Source organism: Gordonia sp. 852002-50395_SCH5434458, from assembly GCF_001665905.1.
In the GTDB taxonomy this organism is placed as follows: Bacteria; Actinomycetota; Actinomycetes; order Mycobacteriales; family Mycobacteriaceae; genus Gordonia; species Gordonia jacobaea.
On sequence record NZ_LZTC01000040.1, the window covers coordinates 249279 to 268751 of the forward strand.

At 63.1% G+C, this 19473-nt stretch carries 17 protein-coding genes and 1 tRNA gene; 6 read left to right on the forward strand and 12 right to left on the reverse strand.

The genetic code is table 11. The features are described 5' to 3' along the window. Positions 1-3 precede the first annotated feature (3 nt). From dcd to A5785_RS09495, 3 genes are all read right to left on the reverse strand, one after another. Positions 4-582, reverse strand: coding sequence for a dCTP deaminase (gene dcd, locus A5785_RS09485; protein ID WP_049700414.1), 579 nt, complete (start codon positions 580-582; stop codon positions 4-6). Positions 583-682: 100 nt separating this feature from the next. Then, positions 683-1252, reverse strand: coding sequence for a hypothetical protein (locus tag A5785_RS23255; protein ID WP_156525501.1), 570 nt, complete (start codon positions 1250-1252; stop codon positions 683-685). 54 nt (positions 1253-1306) lie between these two features. Next, the gene (locus tag A5785_RS09495; protein WP_064866108.1) at positions 1307-2077 is read right to left on the reverse strand and encodes an SDR family NAD(P)-dependent oxidoreductase; all 771 of its coding nucleotides are present in this window, start codon (positions 2075-2077) and stop codon (positions 1307-1309) included. Positions 2078-2245: 168 nt separating this feature from the next. Here A5785_RS09495 and A5785_RS09500 point away from each other — a divergent pair. The 3 genes from A5785_RS09500 to A5785_RS09510 all read left to right on the forward strand — a co-directional run bounded on the left by A5785_RS09500 (position 2246) and on the right by A5785_RS09510 (position 4411). Continuing rightward, a tRNA-Gly gene (locus A5785_RS09500) sits at positions 2246-2316 on the forward strand. Positions 2317-2492: 176 nt separating this feature from the next. Next, positions 2493-3251 carry an FRG domain-containing protein gene (locus tag A5785_RS24005; protein ID WP_442902844.1) on the forward strand — a complete coding sequence of 253 codons (759 nt, stop codon included), beginning with the start codon at positions 2493-2495 and terminating at the stop codon, positions 3249-3251. After that, a complete protein-coding gene (locus A5785_RS09510) occupies positions 3242-4411 on the forward strand; it encodes a DUF262 domain-containing protein (protein ID WP_156525580.1) in 1170 nt (389 codons plus the stop codon). Before A5785_RS24005 ends, A5785_RS09510 begins: the two co-directional genes overlap by 10 nt. Positions 4412-5055: 644 nt before the next feature. On the opposite strand, the gene A5785_RS09515 is transcribed toward A5785_RS09510, so the two are convergent. The 5 genes from A5785_RS09515 to A5785_RS09535 all read right to left on the reverse strand — a co-directional run bounded on the left by A5785_RS09515 (position 5056) and on the right by A5785_RS09535 (position 13299). Continuing rightward, a complete protein-coding gene (locus A5785_RS09515; protein ID WP_064866114.1) occupies positions 5056-5955 on the reverse strand; it encodes a restriction endonuclease in 900 nt (299 codons plus the stop codon). A gap of 470 nt (positions 5956-6425) precedes the next feature. Next, entirely contained in the window at positions 6426-6779 is a 354-nt protein-coding gene (locus A5785_RS09520; protein WP_064866116.1) for a VOC family protein, read from the reverse strand. 78 nt (positions 6780-6857) lie between these two features. After that, the gene (locus tag A5785_RS09525) at positions 6858-8999 is read right to left on the reverse strand and encodes an FUSC family protein (RefSeq protein ID WP_064866119.1); all 2142 of its coding nucleotides are present in this window, start codon (positions 8997-8999) and stop codon (positions 6858-6860) included. Between the two features lie 160 nt (positions 9000-9159). After that, positions 9160-11784: a magnesium-translocating P-type ATPase gene (gene mgtA, locus A5785_RS09530; protein ID WP_064866121.1), complete on the reverse strand. Its 2625-nt coding sequence runs from the start codon at positions 11782-11784 to the stop codon at positions 9160-9162. A gap of 120 nt (positions 11785-11904) precedes the next feature. Then, positions 11905-13299 carry a carotenoid oxygenase family protein gene (locus A5785_RS09535; protein ID WP_064866237.1) on the reverse strand — a complete coding sequence of 465 codons (1395 nt, stop codon included), beginning with the start codon at positions 13297-13299 and terminating at the stop codon, positions 11905-11907. A 237-nt stretch (positions 13300-13536) separates the two neighbouring features. Between A5785_RS09535 and A5785_RS09540 the strand changes: the two genes are divergently transcribed. Further along, complete coding sequence (locus A5785_RS09540; RefSeq protein ID WP_049700409.1) at positions 13537-14217, forward strand: YoaK family protein; 681 nt, start codon at positions 13537-13539, stop codon at positions 14215-14217. Between the two features lie 30 nt (positions 14218-14247). Here the strand turns inward: A5785_RS09540 and A5785_RS09545 are convergent, their stop codons facing one another. Next, positions 14248-14913 carry a phosphoribosyltransferase gene (locus A5785_RS09545; protein ID WP_064866122.1) on the reverse strand — a complete coding sequence of 222 codons (666 nt, stop codon included), beginning with the start codon at positions 14911-14913 and terminating at the stop codon, positions 14248-14250. Between the two features lie 17 nt (positions 14914-14930). Then, entirely contained in the window at positions 14931-15392 is a 462-nt protein-coding gene (locus tag A5785_RS09550) for a nuclear transport factor 2 family protein (protein WP_064866124.1), read from the reverse strand. Positions 15393-15492: 100 nt separating this feature from the next. Between A5785_RS09550 and A5785_RS09555 the strand changes: the two genes are divergently transcribed. Beyond that, positions 15493-16518, forward strand: coding sequence for an ABC transporter substrate-binding protein (locus A5785_RS09555; RefSeq protein WP_231894091.1), 1026 nt, complete (start codon positions 15493-15495; stop codon positions 16516-16518). 44 nt (positions 16519-16562) lie between these two features. Here the strand turns inward: A5785_RS09555 and A5785_RS09560 are convergent, their stop codons facing one another. Then, positions 16563-17684: an NDMA-dependent alcohol dehydrogenase gene (locus A5785_RS09560; RefSeq protein ID WP_064866126.1), complete on the reverse strand. Its 1122-nt coding sequence runs from the start codon at positions 17682-17684 to the stop codon at positions 16563-16565. A gap of 155 nt (positions 17685-17839) precedes the next feature. On the opposite strand from A5785_RS09560, the gene A5785_RS09565 reads away from it, so the two are divergent. Beyond that, positions 17840-18460, forward strand: a complete 621-nt coding sequence (locus A5785_RS09565; protein ID WP_064866239.1) for an acyl-CoA-like ligand-binding transcription factor — start codon at positions 17840-17842, stop codon at positions 18458-18460. Between the two features lie 36 nt (positions 18461-18496). Here A5785_RS09565 and A5785_RS09570 read toward each other — a convergent pair whose 3' ends face one another. Continuing rightward, positions 18497-19378, reverse strand: a complete 882-nt coding sequence (locus A5785_RS09570; protein ID WP_064866128.1) for an SCO6745 family protein — start codon at positions 19376-19378, stop codon at positions 18497-18499. Positions 19379-19473 lie beyond the last annotated feature (95 nt).

A 19473-nucleotide genomic window follows, 5' to 3' on the forward strand; every position in this document is an offset into this window, starting at 1 on the left:
CGGTTACTTGTCGGCGTCGCGGATGAAGTTCAGATACGCCTTCGACGGCGTCGGGCCGCGTTGGCCCTGGTACTTCGACCCGACCGCGGCGCTGCCGTAGGGGTTTTCCGACGGGCTGCTGAGCCTGAACAGGCAGAGCTGCCCGATCTTCATGCCGGGCCAGAGCGTGATCGGCAGGTTGGCGACGTTTGACAGTTCGAGCGTGATGTGGCCGGAGAAACCCGGATCGATGAAGCCCGCCGTCGAATGTGTCAGCAGTCCGAGCCTGCCGAGCGACGACTTGCCCTCCAGCCTGCCTGCCAGGTAGTCGGGCAGGCTGCAGATCTCCAGCGTCGAGCCGAGGACGAACTCGCCCGGATGCAGCACGAACGGCTCTCCGTCTGCGGGTTCGACGAGCGTCGTCAGCTCGTCCTGCCGCTGTGCGGGGTCGATGTGCGTGTAGCGGGTGTTGTTGAAGACCCGGAACAGGTTGTCGAGCCGGACGTCGACGCTCGACGGCTGCACGAGAGCAGGATCGAACGGGTCGATCGACAGGTTGCCGTCGGAGACCTCGGAGCGGATGTCGCGATCGGAGAGCAGCACGCCTGCGAGCGTATCGGACGGTGTCTGGTGCAGGTACGACGACGGCGTTCTGCGGTCTCACACCGGGTTATCGGGACGGAACCGTGCGACGCAGGGCGCCTCAACCCCCGGAATTGAGCTCTGCGCGGCACTCCTCGGTTGTCCTGGTCTGGATGCAGTCCGACCACGCCCGCTGGTCGTCGGCCCACTTGTGCTCGGGAGTCTGACCTGTGTTGAGTTGCCACTGATAGTCGGTGCAGATGATGGCGTTGCCGTTCACGTCAATGGCTGTCCGGCCGATGTCCGCGCCGATGCAGTTGTCGCCAAGCGACGGCCCCGCGGTGGTGGTCTCAGGCAGATTCGGATTGGGTGCGACACCCTGAACGCTGGACCACACCGCGTTATCGGTACCCGCGAGACGAGAACAGTAGGCCGTCGAGCCGTCCGCGAATACTGCGGTGGCCCCGATCGGGCCGCACTGGGCACCCTCGTTGACCGGGGCGACCGTGGGTGTCTCCGGCGGTGCGGTGGTCGTGACCGTGGGCGTCTGCGTCGACGCGGTAACCGTCACCGTGACCGCCGAGGCACTCGATTTGTGCTGACTGGTGGTCGTTGCGGTGCCCGAGTCCGTGGCGCAGCCCGCGAGGACGAGAACCGACGCCGCTGCCAGCATTACCCATCTCGATCGCATGGCAATCGGTTTACTCCGTCCGCCGCTGGTTGGCGCCGGTAACGGATTACTTGCTCAGCTCACGGCACGCTCGGCGATAGCCAGCACGAGCCGACGCGGAGCAAACCGTGCACCGTACGCACCGATGCGATTGACGAGACCGTCGACGACGCTCGGCTTGCCGGCCTCGAGCGCCTTGAACGCGGTGTCGACGACCTGCTCGGTCGTGCGCCGCGACTTCATCGCCGAGCCGTCGCCAGCAACGTCGAAGAACTCGGTGTCAGTGGCTCCGGGGCAGACGGCGAGGACGTGGACACCCTTGCGCTTGCCCTCCGACCAGAGCGCCTCGCTCAGCGACAGCACGTACGCCTTGGTGGCCGCGTAGACCGCCATGCTCGGAACCGGTTGGAACGCAGCATTACTGGCGATATTCACGATCGCCCCTGTACCCGCTTCGGCCATGCGCTTGATGTAGACCGTGGTGAAGTCGGTGAGTGCGCCGACGTTGAGCTGTACCTCGTCGCGGATGCGCGACGGGTCGGCGTCGGCGAGGTATCCGAACGTGCCGAAGCCCGCGTTGTTGATCAAGACGTCGACGCGCAGCCCGCGGCCATCTGCGTCGGCGACAACCTTGTCGACTGCGCCCGGTATCGAAAGGTCGGCGGGGATGACCTCGGCGCGGACGCCGTGGCGCGACGCCAACTCGTCGGCGAGCGCGACCAGCTTGTCTTCGCTGCGAGCGACCAGGATCAGGTCTGCACCACGCGCCGCGAGGGCGCGGGCAAACTGTTCGCCGATGCCTCCGCTGGCCCCGGTGATGAGTGCTGTGCGGTTGCGGTACTCCATGAGTGGTCTCCCCGTCGTCGTTTCTCTGTCGCAGCTGTGTGTCGCAGGCGGTGTGTCGCACCGGGCGCCTACGCGAGCCTGGTCGCGAGGATAGCCGCGACGTCGCGGCCGGTCACCGTCATCGGGGCCTGGGTTTGCTAGGCTGTCGTTCGCGAGCAGACCTCGCACGCCGATGTAGTTCAATGGCAGAACATCAGCTTCCCAAGCTGAATACGCGGGTTCGATTCCCGTCATCGGCTCCGACAAAAGCCCTGCTCAGAGCGATTTGATTGGGGCTTCGGTGGTGTTCGGACGCATTTGGGGCCGCGTATGGGCCGCGTGTCGAAGACCACGCCGACAGGCCGGGACCATAAACTAACCAGCCGTGGTAGTCGAGGTGGTTCAATTCCAATCCGTCAATCAGCTAATAGAGCTCGTGCTCGCTGAGCGGGCTGACGGCAAGAGCCTCTGGTTCAGGGGGCACAGCAGCCACGAGTACCATCTGGTGCCGAAACTGATGCGAGATGGCCCACGTACCGACAAGGAAATCTATCGTCGCGAGTCTCGGCTCCTTGCCCGATTCAGGGAAAGAAGCCTTCCATTCTGGGCTGCAGGCTACCCGCAGGGGCCGTGGGAGCATCTCTTCTCTATGCAGCACCATGGCGTGCCCACTCGACTCCTTGATTGGTCTGAGAACCTTTTGGTTGCCGCCTACTTCGCCAGTTTGGCCCCCGGCCCCCTGTCGGACGTGCAGAACGCTCCGTCTCTGCCTCGCCCCACAATCTGGACCCTCGACCCCGTTGGTTGGAATCAACAAGTACCGCAACTCCAAGAAACTGGGATCAACATCTTGACAATCGCAGACGAAATCGGTGAACGCTGGCAGCCTGTCACGTCAGAGAACCACCTAGGTTGGCGAGCCAAGCATCCTGTCGCCATATACGGGGTTCACAATAGTCCGCGCATCGTTGCGCAACGGGGCACGTTCACGATGGCTGGCGAGCTTCAAGATAGTATGGAAGCGATCGCAGACACTGAGGACAAGTGGGCAGGACTCCTTAGGAAGTACGAATACACCGGAGAGCATGAGACCCTTCGGACCGAACTCAAATTCATCGGATTCACTGAGTCAATGGTCTTCCCCGACTTATCGAGTCTGTCCGCAGAACTTACAGAACTCGAAGGGTGGCAATAGCCGTGTCGGAGCCAACCAAAGATACGCCCAATAATCTTGCTGAGCAGATTGAGAGCCGAAGACGAGAGATTTCCTCGGAAAGACTCGCAATGTCCGTTCGGGAGTTGACATCAATGTTTGAGAATAAAGAGCTTATAATTCGACCTGAGTTTCAGAGGTTCTTCCGCTGGGATGATGATCAGAAGTCCAAGCTGATTGAAAGCATGCTCCTTGGCATACCGATCCCATCAATTTTTGTGGCCACCACGGAGAAGGGTTGGGAAATTGTCGACGGTTTGCAGAGGATGAGCACACTCTTGCAGTTGCAGGGTTTGTTGAATAAGGAAGACGGCTCGCCTCTGGACCCACTGCGCCTGCGAGGAACAAAATATCTTCCAGACCTGGAAGGCCGGGTCTGGCCACCCTTCCAGAATCATCCACGCGAGGATGGTGAAGAATGCCGGGAGCTGCCGAGCACCCAGGTCTTCGATATCAAGTCCTCGCGCATCGACGTCCAGATTATCAAGAGGGAGTCCTCACCGGACGCCAAGTACGATCTCTTTCAGCGGCTGAACAGCTACGGTTCAATGCTGACGCCTCAAGAGCTAAGGAGCGCAATGCTCGTGGCCGTCGATCCAGACTTCTTGAAATGGACAGAAAAGCTAGCAAAGAACACCGATTTTGTTAATACGGTGCAGCCATCCGAACGCTTACTAAAAGAACAGTACGACATCGAACTAGTTCTTAGGTTCTTGGTCCTACATAACAGATCCCCCCTGCGCCAAAATGACCTGCGCAATTTTTCTCAATTTCTGGATGACCAGTCTCTAGCTCTTGCGTCAGACCCATTACTAAATAGAGACGAGATCGAGAATGTATTTTCAACGGTGTTTCAGACAATAAATGAGAAACTCGGCGAAGATGCATTCCGGCGATGGATTCCTGATCGCCAGATTTTCAGCGGACAGTTTCTCAACACTTCCTTCGAAGTCTTTGCAATCGGGATGGGATACTATGTCCGGCGCGACATGCCATTTCGCGATGATGTCGAGGCTGTAGTGAAGGAATTCTGGATGCGGCCCGAAATGACACGAAAGTTCGCTACCGGAGTTAGTACCGAGCGCAGGTTGACCCAGTTCATTCAGGTCGGACGTGATCTGTTTAAGCCACGAGAAGACTAACCCTGCAGCCGCAACACGTTCCCCCGGTCGTCGCCGTGCCTATCGCAGCGAGCGCTGACATCGCGTCGGCGTGGTCGTCTTCGAATAGGTGCGCGTACACCGTCAGCGTCATCGTGACCTTCGAATGCCCCATGAACCGAGCACGTCGCCTTGGCTGCTGATGCCGCGACCGATGCGCGGTTCCGCACCATAAATCGGCGCCAGGCGAAGCTGCGGGGGGTTCGTAGGTGCCTGTTTTGGCGGTGCGGGGTGCGCCTGAATGAGTGGTCATGATGGTTCTCCCTGGTTGGGTGGCATGAAAGGGTTATGTGCTCCCACCCCTGCCACCTCCCACCCCTGCCACCAGCCAACGGAGTTCACGGCGCTTACGTCGCCGCCCTGGCGTTACACCCTGGCCTGTACGTCGCTGTCCTGGCGTTACATAACGTTTCCCGGCGTCACTCCACCAGGCTCATGACGAACGCCGCTGTGTGCGCCCTGCGCAACACTTTGGCACAAACTTTGGGGGTTGCCGCGTCGCCTCCGACGACCGGACTACGCCCTACCCTACCTGATCGGCGGTAAGAAACTGCGTTGAAGCACAACAGGTTTAGCCACGGCACGTACCTGTGTCGCAGCAACTTGCAATGTTCGTCCTCAATGGCCTAGCGAGGTTCGAGTGCCCCGAAGAAGTCGGGGTCAACGATGACATCCTCAACTATTCTCTCGCGCGTCTCGACGCCCAGAGCGTTCGCCTTCAGCAACTGGCATAGGCGGTCGCCGTCGATAAGGTCGATGGGCGGGGCACCATCCCGCTTGGACTCATCCTGAGCGTCTTTGGTGAATGTACCGGTCGTGATGAGCAATCCCTTCTCACCGCGCCCTGCCATGGCGCCTCGGAAGTCGCGGACCGCCGACGAGCCGACGCTTCCCTTGTACCGCTTGCACTGGAAGTAGACGGGGAAGCTGAGCAGCGACAGTTGGAGCACGCCCATCCCGTCGATACCACCGTCGCCGCTCTTGCCCGTCACGACGACGCTTGAGAAGCCTTCCTCCCGAAGCAGTCGCTTCGCCAAGTTCTCGAAGCCTGCCGGAGTCATTTCGAGTAGCACGTCCAGCAGCTGTTCCTGCCACTCGCCACCATCGTTGTCGTGGTCATCTGCGGGCGTAGCTTCGCGACCCTGCGCTGGCGTCGTGACCGTTTGCTGCTTCTTTGTGCGGTTGTCCCGCACCTTTTGGATGTACTCCGCGCGCAGGGGCTCGATACTCCTCTCTGGTGTGGCCCTCCCGAGTTCCGTCACGCTCCACACGGCACGTTTGCTGTTCGTGAGCAGGCCCATCCCCTTGAGGTACGTCCGCGCCCACGCAAGCCGGTACTTGACCTCGGTGGTGGGTCCATCGCCGTGTAGTACATCCTGCATCTCACGCGGGTAAGCCTCACGCTCGATGACCGCCGCGTCCAATTCTTCGATGGACGCCGATCCTCCCAGCGCAATCACGGCCTGCAACGTCGGCCAAAGCATGTCTTGGTATACCGGCACCTTCACGGACATGCCGACCAGCATCTCATCTGGCACCGTCGTAGTCGCTCCTGCGCAACACCACATCAGTCCATTCGGGGCCGCGCAGGGGCCGCGTCCGACAGCGTTTCTGAACCCTCCGACGCCGTATCGGAAGCGTTGAGAACCGTTCCGGAACCGGCCGAGAAATGCAGTCTGAGCTGCGGTGATTCGCAATCCACCAGGGCGTCTGCCTGCGGCGATGTGAAATCACGTTCGAACGCCGAAAATACTTCCCAAGCTGAATACGCGGGTTCGATTCCCGTCATCGGCTCTGTACCGGTTCACCGATATAATCGCTGGTCACACCGCGTATCGATGTGATGCCTTTACGGGTAGCGGCACCTTTGCACACGCGCTAACGCGCCGTCCGTGCGACTACATGCAATAGCGCACCCGTGTTGTATGCCTGACAAGCGTTGTCCGCTCGCAATCCTGCTCTGCGACCTCGCCACCCGGCTCGGCACGCACGTGCGTCAGTAGTCGACGCGGAAGCCGCCGATGAGCCGGATGGTGTTGCCGTCAGGGTCGGAGATCTCCGACAGTCGCACACCCTTGTTTGCCTCGACAACGTCGCCGGTGGCCAGGCCGCGGTCGGCCAGTTCGACCCGATGTGCTTCGAGGTCGTCGACCGCAAAGTTGAGCAGCGCGCTGCCCGCTCGAACGGCGTCGAGGTGGACCTGCACCCAACCGCCGTCGACCACCTGCCATTCGACTAGCGAGGGCATGGGGTTGTTGGTGAAAGTCGTCCCGAAAAGCCGCGTGTACCAGTCGCCTGCGCGATCGATGTCGCTGACGGGAACGACGGCGAGTAGATGGGCGATGCTCATGGACTGCGTCCCTTCGTCGGTTGTGTCTGACGCATGGATAGACCGTGTGGGGCCGCAGAAGTCATCGGTGTGTGGGTGTCATTGTCGGCTCGGGGCGGTAGACGCGACGGGAGCGGCGACGGTATCCGGAAGCGTGCGGAGGAGATGGTCCAGGCGCACGGACGCAGCGACACCTGCGCCGCGGGCGGTATCCGGTCGGGCGTCGACGCCAGTGAGCAACTGCGCCAACGATTCACCTCGTTCGGCGTGTGCCACGGGCTGTTCCAGAAAGATCTGATGGAGGTCCTCGGCGTCGGCTCGCAGTCGAGTGACGGCAGCTCTCACCACCTCGGCGTCGTGCCCGGTGTACACCAGCGATGGGTCGGCAGACAGTGCACTCGAAGTCTGCGCCAGCACGTGTGCACTTCGAGTGAGGCGGCCGAGTTGTAGTGAACGAGCGCGGCGACGTGCACCGAGACCGACGAGCATCGCCGCCGCCATGTTCGACAGGGTCGACCGAACCCCCTGATGCGCGTTGTCGAGTGCTATCGCCGCGTCGACGACGGGCTTCGACTGATGCGCGGCCGTCTGCGCCTCACCGCACGACACGATCAGATGATCAAGTGCCGCAAAGTATTTGTCGACGCTGGCGGCCACAGCACCGTCGGATCGCTGCGACGTGACGATGTAAGCGCACACCACGCCGACGATCGCACCCGCGATGGTTTCGTCGAGTCGAACAAAGGCGAGCGTCCAGTTGTGGAAGCCCAGGAGGGCGTAGATAACCGCGAACTGGATCGTGAAAAAGATGGTGGGCATGCCATTGTTGGCGCCCTGGTAGTAGTAGCCGAAGAAGACACAGACCAAGAAGAGGATGGACAGCGGGAGCGGGTGCCCGACGAGCAGGATTGCCACCACCGCACCGAACGCCACTCCCACCAGAGTCCCGACAACGCGCCACGACGATTTGGTCAGCACGTCGGCACGGGTGGCGGCGGTCATGAAGACAATGAACGTCGTCATCACCGCCCAGTACCAGCGCCCCGCCGCGATCGCCTGTCCCACACCCGCTGCGATGGCGGTCGCCACCATCACCTGAATCGCCATCCGCGAGGTTGGCCGCAGGTTGTCCCACCAACGCACCACGGCCGCAGTGTTATTGGTGACGTGGTCGTCGGTGGCGGCCCCATCGGTAGTGGAGACATCGGCACCAGACACATCGGCATCAGACACGACGGGTTCGGGCGGGCTGGGGTTATCGACGTCGGCATCGCCGCGCGCGGCGTCGTCGAGGTCGAGTTGGGCGAGCAGCGCACGGGAGACGAAAAGCGTTGCCAGGCCATGTGGAGTCGACGGGTCGACCGTGGTGATCGCCGAGCGTGCCGCGAGTTCCGCGGCCGCGACGTCGTGGCTCGACGGCTTGCCGCGAACGACGGTCATCAGCGCATCAAGGACCCCGGAGAGCGTGGGATCCGAATGTGGATCGACACCCGATTTCGTCAGAGACTGCAACTGTTCGCATGCCAGCTCGGTTGCACTCTGCGCGTCGAACATTCTGCGGCGCAGTGTGTTCGGGTCCACTCCGAGCGACGCGACGTCGAACTGTTGTAGCCACCCGGCCATGGCAAGGGTGAGGTCGGGCAGGTGATTCACCGGCACCAGGATCTCGGCGTCGGTTCCGGGTCGTTGGGACCGCTCGAGCGCTTCGGCGCACGACGCCCGAAACTGCCGCAGGTGCAACCTGAGTCGGCGTGCCGGGAACTCGATCAGCATCACCGTCCGCAGCAGCACACCGCAGAGGAGTGCGCCTCCGACGACCAGAAGAATCTGCCGCAGGTTCGCCCCGGGCTCTCGCATGGCCAAGATCGCCATCAGGTAGGCAAAGAAAGTCACACCGCCCACCGCCAGGCCGCGCCAACCGAATCGTCGTACCCAGATACAGAATCCGGCCATTGGTATCGACACGACGATCTCGGCAGGAGAATGATGCGTCAGCACGACACCCAGCGCCGCTGCGGCCAGTCCCGGGACAACGACGGTCACCGACGTCAGCCAGCGGGCTTTCGCCGTGACGTCACCGGTCGCTCCGAACGCGACCATGCCGATGATTCCGCCTGTCACCAGCAGAATGTCGGGTCCGTGGGTGGCCACGATGACGAAGTGGGCAACCAGAATCCCCAACGCCGTCGCGATCGTCGTCGACGTGGCATAGATCAGCCAGGTGTGGCCCGGGTCGTACACCCGGAGTGATCTGATTATCGAAGATTGTGAGTTGTGCACATCCACTCCGAGGTCCTGTTTTTGCTCTCGGATTCTATGTTGCGGGAACCGGGGGCCGCGCCGAATGGCATTCTTTCGCAGGTGCTTTCGAGGTGCCACTCCCGGTCACACCCACTCTCGGTCACGCCACAGCGGTGAAGCGTGAGGAACGGCGTTCCAGGCGGTGCTGAAGCCCACGCCAGCGCGGCGGTAGCTGTGGCCGGAACGTCGCGGTCGAGTAATACACGTGTTTCGCGAGTTCCACGACGACCAGATAACCGATCACCATCACGAGCAGAAACACGTAGAACGACACTGGCAGCGCGACGAAGCCAAGTGGCCCGGCCAACGGAGTGAACGGCAGCACCACCCCGATCACCAGCACTATTCCGACCGCCGCGATCAACAGCGCCGACGGTCGGCTGCGGAAGAAAGGGATACGACGAGTGCGGATCGCGAACACGATCAGTATCTGAGTCGCCAACGATTCCACGAACCATGCGGTGTGGAACTCGGTGGCCTGAGCATGGAAGATCTTGATCAGCGCGGCAAAGGTCAGAAAGTCGAACAGCGAACTGATCGGACCGAAGAACACCATGAACCGCCGGATCGCGGCGATATCCCAGTGCGACGGCGACCGCAGGGCTTCGGCGTCGACCCGGTCGCTCGGGATCGCGAGCTGGCTCGAGTCGTAGAGCAGATTGTTCAGCAGGATCTGGCTGGGCAGCATCGGCAGGAACGGCAGCACCGCGGAGGCACCCGCCGCGCTGAACATGTTGCCGAAGTTGCTCGACGCGCTCATTTGCACGTACTTGATCGTGTTGGCGAAGGTGCGTCGTCCCTCGGCAACACCCCGCGCGAGCACCCCGAGGTCCTTCTCCAGCAGAACCACATCCGCGGAATCCTTCGCGACGTCGGTGGCGCTGTCGACCGAGATGCCGACGTCGGCGCGGTGCAGGGCGAGGGCGTCGTTGACCCCGTCGCCGAGGAAGGCGACGGACTGTCCGTGCGTCTGCAGCGCGCTGACGATCCGTGCCTTCTGTTCCGGTGTGACCCGAGCGAATACTGTGCGCTCCCGGGCCGCCCGGGTGAACTCCTCGTCGTCGAGGCGGTCGAGTTCGGTCCCGGTGATGCTGCCACCCGACGTCATACCGAGGTCGGCGACGACTTTGTCGGCCACCACCACGTTGTCACCGGTGGCCACCTTGACCGTGATGTGCAGGTTGTCGAGATCGCGGAGTGATTGTGCCGCCGATTGTTTCGGCTGGTCCAGGAACACGAGGAAACCGACAAGGGTCAACTCGCGCTCGTCGTCGTCGCCGATCGTGGTCTGAGTGGCGGGCATCTCCCGAGTGGCCAGCGCCACCACTCGCGAGCCCTGCGCGAACAGCCGGTCGAGCGTCTCCTCGGCCTCCGGCCCGGTTCCAGTGCAGCGCTCGAGGATTCGCTCCGGCGCGCCCTTGACGGCCAGGGTGTGCCGGCCGTCGGGTCCTGCGGAGATCGCCGACGCCATCTGCCTGACGTGATCGAATGGCCGTGTGGCGATCCGGTGGTAGGCAGCCACCCGGTCCTCGACCGGCCCGGCGCCGCGCCATAGCGCCGTATCGAGTTCGTTGCCGCTCGACGACTGCGTGTCGGCGGCGTCGGTGGCCAGCAGTCCGGTGAGCAGCACGTCGTCGTCGGGTCGGCCGTCGGGTGCCTGTGCGCCGATCAGCGATATCTGTCCCTCGGTGAGGGTGCCTGTCTTGTCGGTCAGCAGGATGTCGATGTCGCCGAGGTCCTCGATCGCCACCAGACGTTTGACCAGCACCTTTGCCGCGGCAAGTCGTCGGGAGCCGGCGGCAAGGGCGGTGGTGACGACGGCGGGCAGCAGTTGCGGGGTGATTCCGACCGCGATCGCGAGGGCGAAGAGCAACGACTCGACGAGTGGCCGGCCCAGGATGAGGTTCGCAGCGATGATGAACACCGTCAGGACGATCGCCACCTGCAGCAGCAGCACCGAGAACCGGGACAGGCCCTTCTGGAACGCGGTCTGCGGAGGATCGTCACCGAGACCTGCTGCGACGGCACCGAATTCCGCGTGTGCTCCGGTCGCGACGACGATCCCGGTAGCGGTGCCCGACTGCACCACCGTCCCCATGTATGCGCAATTGGTGCGGTCGGCCAATGGCGTATCGGCGGGCAGTGGGTCGATCTGTTTGGCGGCGGCCGTGGATTCGCCGGTGAGCACGCCCTCGTTGCAATCCAGATCGGTGACCTCGGTCAGCCGGATGTCGGCGGGCACGAGTTGCCCGAGCACCAGACGGACGACGTCACCGACCACGAGTCCGGTGACGTCTATTGTCTGCGCGGTGCCGTCACGGATCACGGTTGTGCTGTGGTGCACCCGGTCGTGCAGCGCTTCGGTGGCCTTCGCGGCCCGGTATTCGTTGACGAATCCACCGAGAACGCTCGCCGCGAGGATGATGCCGATCACCACAGCGTCGTTGCGGTCGCCGAGCGCAAAGGCGAGGACGGCCGTCGCGATCAGTAGCACCATCAGGGCGCTGCGGAACTGGTTGACCAGGATGTGCAGCGGCCGGACATGCACGGTGTGCAGAGCGTTCGGACCGTCTTTCATGAGTCGGGTCGCGGCTTCCGCCGAGGTCAGGCCACCCGGGCCGGTCTCGAGCGCGCTCGTGACATCGCTGGTCGTCGCCGCCCAGGCGTGCGTGACGATGTCCGACGATGCTCCGCTGCGGGGGCTGTCGGTCGACGGACCACTCATGCCGCTGATTCTGCTATTTCATCGCCGCCTCCGATACCGGGGACAGCTAATCGGGGTCCAAGGTCGCAGTGGTCGCGGATATGCGGCAGATCGCACTTTGCCCGCCGACCGGCACGATGCTCACCCAGCCAGCCACGCCCCATGCAGGCCCGCCGGTACGCGCTGCGGCAGGTCGATGGTTGCGATCGGACCGGACGCCGGATCGTCGGCCGAAAGCAGATAGAACCGCGAGCTCATGTCCGCTGGGTCGGTGCCGATCGCGCCCCAGAAATCGCCCTCGGCGCCGGGGATGAAGATCGGCTCGCCGATGGCAACGCCGGGGGTCCAGCAGGTTTCGGTATCCGCGGACAGGTCGTGGAACCACAGGCTGTCCTGATCGCCGACGTCACCTGGTCCCTTGGCCACGGTGGCGACGCGGCGATGATCGTGGGTCAGCAGTCGGTCATCGACACGTGGGAACTCCATATTGGTGTCTTTTCGACTGAGCGCTGTGCGCGAGAGTCGTCCGTCCGGGGACACCACGACCCTGTTCAAGGTCGACGACGACGGGTTCGGCTCCGTCGCGAAACCGCCGGGATAGCTCCACTCGACGTAGTCGACGGTCACCGAGCCGTCGGGGTTGTCGAAGGCGTTGGCGAAGTGCCACACCCAGAACGGGTCGGTCGTGATCCACCGCACCGCACCACCGTCGCGGGGAATCAGCGCGATGCGAGTGCCATCATCCGGACGCCACGACAGCAACGAGCCACCGGTCATCGCCGCTTCCAGGTCAAAGATCAAGGGGCACAGGAACAATACGATGTAAGTGCTCGTGAGGGCCATGTCATGAATCATCACCGCGTCGGTGAGACCGTCGACGGGCGTCGGCTCCACCTTCGTGGTGCCATCGGCGTTGATGACCGACCACGTGAGGTATGGAGCCTCGAGCGTGTAGTTGAACAACACGAGCTCGCCGTTCGACGGGTCCAGCTTCGGATGTGCGGTGCTACCGACCCGCATTGCGCCGGAGCAGTCGGTGCGTCCCAGTGTCGCAAGGTCTTTGGCGTTGAGCAGATACGGCTGATCGGCCTCGGCCATCGCCATCAGCTTGCCGGCATGCGAGACGATGTTGATGTCCGGGAGCTCACGGACGGTCCCGGCAAGCTTGTCTCCCACTTCGTCCGCCGGTGGCGTGTACCCGTCGGTGATACCCGACCAGATCGTATGTCCGGCAGCCTCTTCCGCTACCACCATGGGTGTCCGGACGAAGCGATTCATGTACGACGCCCGCCCGTTCTCGATGCTGACGCGGTGCACCATGGCATCGCCGTCGAGGGGGTAGACGTAGGACCCGATCGGATCGAACCGCGGGTTGGGTCCATTGCGCAGGTAGCTGCCGGTCAGCGACTCGGGCAGTTCGCCTGTCACCGGCAGGTCGGCGACGTCGACCTCGGTTCGCTGTGGCGCAAAGATCCCGGCGAGATGATTGTGGTGGGTGAGTTCCACAGGCGCTGGTCGGGTCGGTGTGACGGTCATGGTGTCCACTCTCTGTCGAGCCACCTACAGGATAAGTCGCGAGTCCGCTCGCCGAGCGTCATACGCGACTTCTCCCGCCACTGTCTGGCGGTGCCGATTCACACAATGACGTTCACCGCCAACACCGATAAGGGCCAGCGCGGCTACTGTGTCACCACACACGGTCACCACACACGTCCCTGTGCGAGGTTTCGGTGACCCGCCACGAGTACGCAAGACATTTGGAAGGTTTCGGCGATGGCAGCAACACGGGCGTTCCTTCCGCCGACTCGGGGCGAAGTCGGACTCATCAGTGCCGTGCTGATGACCGTCGTCGGCGGGTACGTCGACGCGTTCCTCTATCTGCGACACCAGGTGTTCGGATTCGCACAGACCGGCAACGTCGTGTTCTTGGCGGTCGGGTTGGTCAAGGGTGACGAATGGGCAAAGTTCGCCTGGCCGTTGCTGGCCTACCTTGCGGGTCTCGTTGCCGCCCAGGTGCTTCGCACACTGGTCCCGACGCTCCCGGCGCGCGCTCTCGGCTCGGTGCTCGTCTTCCAACTCGTCGTCTTCACCGTGCTGGCATGTCTGCCGTCGAGCGCTCCTGCCGCACTGTTCGTGATCCCCTTGTCGTTCGTGGGCGGGGTACGGCTCGAACTGTTCCGCACCGCGGGCGGAATCTCGTTCGTGAGTATCGCGACAACGGGCAACCTGATGCGGTTCGTCGCCGCGGCAGCAGACCTCGTACGCGGAAGGTCGTCGGCGCAGGTCCGCGCCGCTGTCGCCACCGCTATCGTGGTGCTCGCTTTCCTCGTTGGCGCACTGTGCGGTGCAGGCGTTGCGCAGACGATCGGCCCGGCGCTGTGGGGAGCGGTGCTTCTCGAGGCAATCGGCCTCGCCGTCTTCATCGCGCAGGTGCGGACCCGGCCAGCCGCCTGACCCTGGAGCACCCCTAGCTGCAGCCCCGCATCATCGATCACGTAGACAACTCACCACGTCATCATCGGGGACCTGACCGAAATCGCGGTACGAAAACCCAACGGCACTAAAGGGTTCTGGAACGTCGACGGCCACCACCCGGTCGATGTCGGGATCGTCTGCGAATCTACGCAGGGCATCGCGCGGAGCGGTCGGCACGGCGATCATGATCCCAGCGGCGCCCGCCGCACGAACGGCGCGCGCCGCCACTGCCATCGTGGCACCCGTCGCGATACCGTCATCGACCAGGACGACGAATCTTCCGTCAAACGAATACGGTTGCCGCTCTTGGCGATATTTCGTTTCTCGCTCGATACGCAGCGCGTCTTCGCGCATCACGATCTCATGCAATTGCCGATCCGACACCCCTAGTCGCCGCGGCACGTCGTCGGCCACGAACACCTGCCCCGCCGCAATAGCACCCATCGCGTACTCCGGCTGACCGGGAGCGCCGAGCTTGCGCACAACCAGCACGTCGAGCGGAGCGTCGAAAGCCTCGGCGACCTCACGAGCGACAGGCACACCACCTCGTGCGAGGCCGACGATCAGCGGAAGTGGTTGTTCTGCAGACGAACCCGGCAAGAGACCTCCGGTGGCCCTGATGCGCTCGGCCAATAGTTGCCCGGCATCGGCTCGATCTGCGAACAGGTACGACATAACCGGCCCCCCCGGACTCACGAGGAAGTGGCGAGAGTGATCGCCCGGCCAACCGTGACGGAGAAGCTCGGTACGTCCTTCAGATCGACGGTCGCCTCGTACGTCCGGTCGTAGCCCGTCGCGCAGATGCGCCAGCCGTCGTCGGTTCGGCGGTAAGTATCCGCGTAGAACGCCGCTCCGATCATCATGAAGGAGAACTCCGGCACGATGACGCGATCCTGTAGATACCACCGACCGGTAGCGGAATCGCCGTCGACGATGATCTCGGGATGGTCGACGCGATGCTCGGTGATGACACCCGGTCCGACGGAGCTGCGCATGTACCCGACGAGTTCATCTCTGTCACCGAAGGACAGCTTCTCTCCGTAATCGCCGGTGACGTCCTCGGTGAGCGTCGCGGCGAACACATCCCAGTCCTTGGTGTCGAGTGCCCGCAGGTAGCGGTACTTGAGCGCCTTCACTTGCTCGAGATCGTCCATGCCCAACGTCTACTCCGCGCCGCCGGTCGGCGGGGGCGTTTGGGCACAACCGCTCGCGTCAGGCCTATCGCACAAACCGGACATCAGTTAGGTTTGCCTAATGAGATTCAAGTTCGGCCATCTCGCGGTGGTGCTCGCGGCAGTGTCACTGGTAGTTGGAGCCTGTTCGAGCGCCGATTCCGATTCCGATTCGTCATCGTCGTCGTCGGCCGGGCCGGTGACGATCACACACCAGTACGGCACCACCGAGATCCCCAGCACGCCCAAGCGTCCTGTCACGTTGAACTGGACCTGGGCAGACTCTCTGATCAAGCTCGACGTTCCGATCACCGCAGAGTTCGTCCTGGAGGGCTACTCGGGCGAGAACAACCGGTTCGAGTGGACGCCCGAGCATTCGTCGACCGTCGTGCCCTACACCGCGACCCCCGATATCGCGACCCTCGCGAAGTACAAGCCGGACGTGATCCTGGCCGGCTTCCTTCCCGACAAGGCGTCGTGGGAACGCCTGCAGCAGATCGCGCCCACGATCCCCGTGCTCGAGCAGGGCACCCAGGTGGACAGCTGGGAGGACGTGACCACCACGGCAGGCGAGATCTTTGACAAGCGCACGCAAGCCGCCGATGCTGTCGCAGAGGTCAATGATCAACTGGCGCAAGTCAAGTCGACGTATCCGAAGGCCCAGGGCAAGACATTCTCGTTCGCACAGTTCACTCAGGAGAATCAGCTCGGCGTGACCACCTCCGACAGTGATGCGGCGTCGAAGCTGATGGATCAGATGGGTCTGGTCCTCGACCCAGCGGTGAAGTCGTTGTCCCCCAACGGCGATCGCACTCTCGTTTCCCCTGAGCGAATCGACGTGCTCCGCTCGGACCTGCTGATTCTCTGGCCACTGACGGGAGGACCCGAGGTCTTCGAGAAGGTTCCGGGCTTCACGTCGCTACCCGCAGTACAGCGCGGCAGCACTGTGTACCTGGACAACAACAACGCGGCAGCCTTCAGCAGCCCGTCGATCTACTCCGTGCCGTGGGCGATCAAGAAGGTCGACCCGCACTGGCCAAGATTCAGTGACATGCAAGATTCAGTGACATCTAAGCCAGAGACTCTGCCGCACAGACGATTCGCGTGAGCCTGTCCGTCGGCGCCGCCCGATGCGGCGCCGACGGGATCATGTCAGGAGAATCGGATCACGCCACGGATGTTGCGGCCCTCGCGCATGTCGTCGTATGCGCTGTTGATCTGGTCGAGCGTGTACGTGCGCGTGATCAACTCGTCGAGTTTGAGGTTTCCCGCGCGATACATGTTGAGCAGGTTGGGCATTGCCTCACGCGGTGACTTCATGCCGTAGAGCGCACCCTGAATCCGCTTCTGCATCATCGCGAGATTGTTCGCGTTCAGTCCGGGGACCGAACCTTCCTCGCTCTCCGAACTGATGCCGGTCACGACGACGGTTCCGGCCTTGCGTGTGGCGGCAAGGCCCTGACCGATCAACTCGTTGGTCACGATGCTGGCGGTCAGGACGACCACATCCGCACCCTGGCCGTTGGTCAACTCGGCCACACGCGGCATCGCCTCGTCGATCGAGCCGAAGGCGTCGGTGGCGCCGAAATCCGTTGCCCACTTCTGCTTGTCGGCCACCGGATCGACCGCGATGATGTGCGACGCACCGCTCTCGCGCGCACCCTGTACGGCGTTCATCCCGACGCCGCCTACACCAGCGATCACCACCGTGTCGCCGCGCTGCACGTTTCCTGCCGTTGCCGCAGAACCGAATCCGGTCTGCACGCCACAGGCAACCAGGCACGCGACCTCAAGCGGCACGTCCTTGTCGATCTTGACCAGCGACATCTGGTCGTAGACCTGCCACTCGGAGAACGTTCCGAGAAGGCCCATCGTCGCGACGTCGTGGCCGTCGTCGGAGTGCATCCGGTAGGTGCCGTCCATCTGGTGCCCGATCATGATCAGCGCACCGTTGTCACAGAGGTTCTGCATGCCGGCCGCGCACCAGCGGCATCGGCCGCACGAGGGGATGAACGACGTGAGAACGTGGTCCCCCACCTCGAATCCCGTGACGCTCGGACCCACCTTGCGAACGATTCCCGAACCCTCGTGCCCGCCGACGACGGGTAGGTGCCCAGCGGTGATATCGCCGTGCGAAATGTGATCGTCGCTGTGGCACAAGCCCGTTGCGACCATTTCGACGAGCAGTTCGCCTTCTTTCGGTTCGTCGAGTTCGAGCTCCTCGACCGACCATTCACCCGGCGCCTCACGCAGGACAGCGGCTCGTGTTCTCATTTCTTCCTCCTTCATCCACACCGTTCGACGATGTGATCTGCCTCTCATTGGGGAGGATATGACACAGGGTGACAAAACCGGTTCGATTTCGCCGAAATCGGCAAGCGAGCGCCGCCGACAAGGCCGAACGACGCCCATGCGCCATGATGGTGGTCATGGGTTCCGACGAACGGCACGCGCTCGACCCCGTCGATTCACCCGTCGATCGCGGCGGTCGCCCCGCCATGACCAGCCCGCACGAACTCGCGGCCCAGGCACAACGTCTGTTCATCGAGAACGGCTTCGACCAGACGAGCGTGGAGGAGATCGCCGCGACCGTCGGCGTCAGCCGTCGAACCTTCTTTCGCTACTTCCCCACCAAAGCCGACGTGATCTGGGTGGAGTCGGAGAATGAACACGCCCTGTTCGAGCAACTACTCGACGACGCTTCGCCCGACATATCACCGTGGGCCGCCGTCACCGCGGCGTACATCGCCACACTCGACCACGGACGCGCAGAAGACGACTGGGCCAGACACCGCGCCCGGTTGATTCTGTACGAGCCCGCGGTGCAGGCGCAGGCCAACCAGGTCTTCCGACGGTGGCGCGTCACTGTCACACGGTTCGTCGCCACGCGCACCGACAAGAGCGACGAGAGCGCCTACGCGCGTGCTGCCGGCCATGCGGCGGTTGCCGCTTCGATTGCGGCACATGAGCATTGGCTCACCCACACCGAGCTGTCGATCAGCGAGTGCATGCGAATACTGTTCGACGCCCTCGAACCCCACGACCGATAGGACGCTCACGAGACAGGTTCGAGCGCCTGCGGGGTGCTACTTCTTCTTTGTTCCGGGAAGCACGCCCGCGTCGATCACGGCCTTCACGAACGGCCGGGAACGCTCGAGTAGCTCGTCGACATCCTCACTCGCCCATGCCGATCCGGTGATGGCATCCGTCTCGGCTTCGATCGCGCGGTAGAGATCGAGACCGGCAGCAGTCAACTCGTGCTCATCGTCGTCGATTCTGGTGGCAAGCCCGCGCTCGACGAGCCTGGCAACCGAAGCCTCCCACGCCTCGTCCGACCATCCGCGGGTCAACTGAGCGAGTCGTCGACCCAATGCTCGACGTCGAATTGTCGGGTCCGGCAGCGTTGCTTCGTGGAAGGTTGCCGCGTCGATTCCGTCGAGACCGTTCTGGACGAGGACCGCAATGTGGTTGTCTCCCCGCCACTCTCGCAGTACGGACAGCGCGTGCCAGAGCGCGAGGTGCGGAGAATCCGGCGGTGTCAGCGCCGCCCACGCCGAGGCCAATGGCCTACCTCCCATCGGGAGACTCGATGCGATCTCTTGGTAACGCTCTGCGAGAGAAGCCAGTTCAGGTTCGACGACCCGCTCGCCCAGTATTTCGCGGAACTGGGCGTCGAGCATCTGCTCTCGACGCGCGGCAACCTTGTCGAGACCGACCTTGCGCGCGGACTCCCACGCGTTGGTGATGAGTTCGGGCGCGAAGTTGTAGAACGACGAGACGACGACCGGGGCGGCGCAATCGCCGAGTGGAGCCCCTCGCGCTCCTACGTAGAAGGCGTGCGGGTCGAGGCTCAGATCACTCTGTGCCTCAGCGAGTCTCGGGTTGAAGTAGGCGAGGACGTGGAACGGTTCGAGTGTTTCGTACGCCAGCCTGGCGCGGGCAGCTGCGGTGTCGTCGACTGTGACCATGTGCTCCACCCTCGCGGTCGGGAAGGCGTCGAGTCAAGAATGAAGTCTACGGGGCCGGCCCGGGCAGTACCCAACAGGCGGAAAGATTCTCCTTG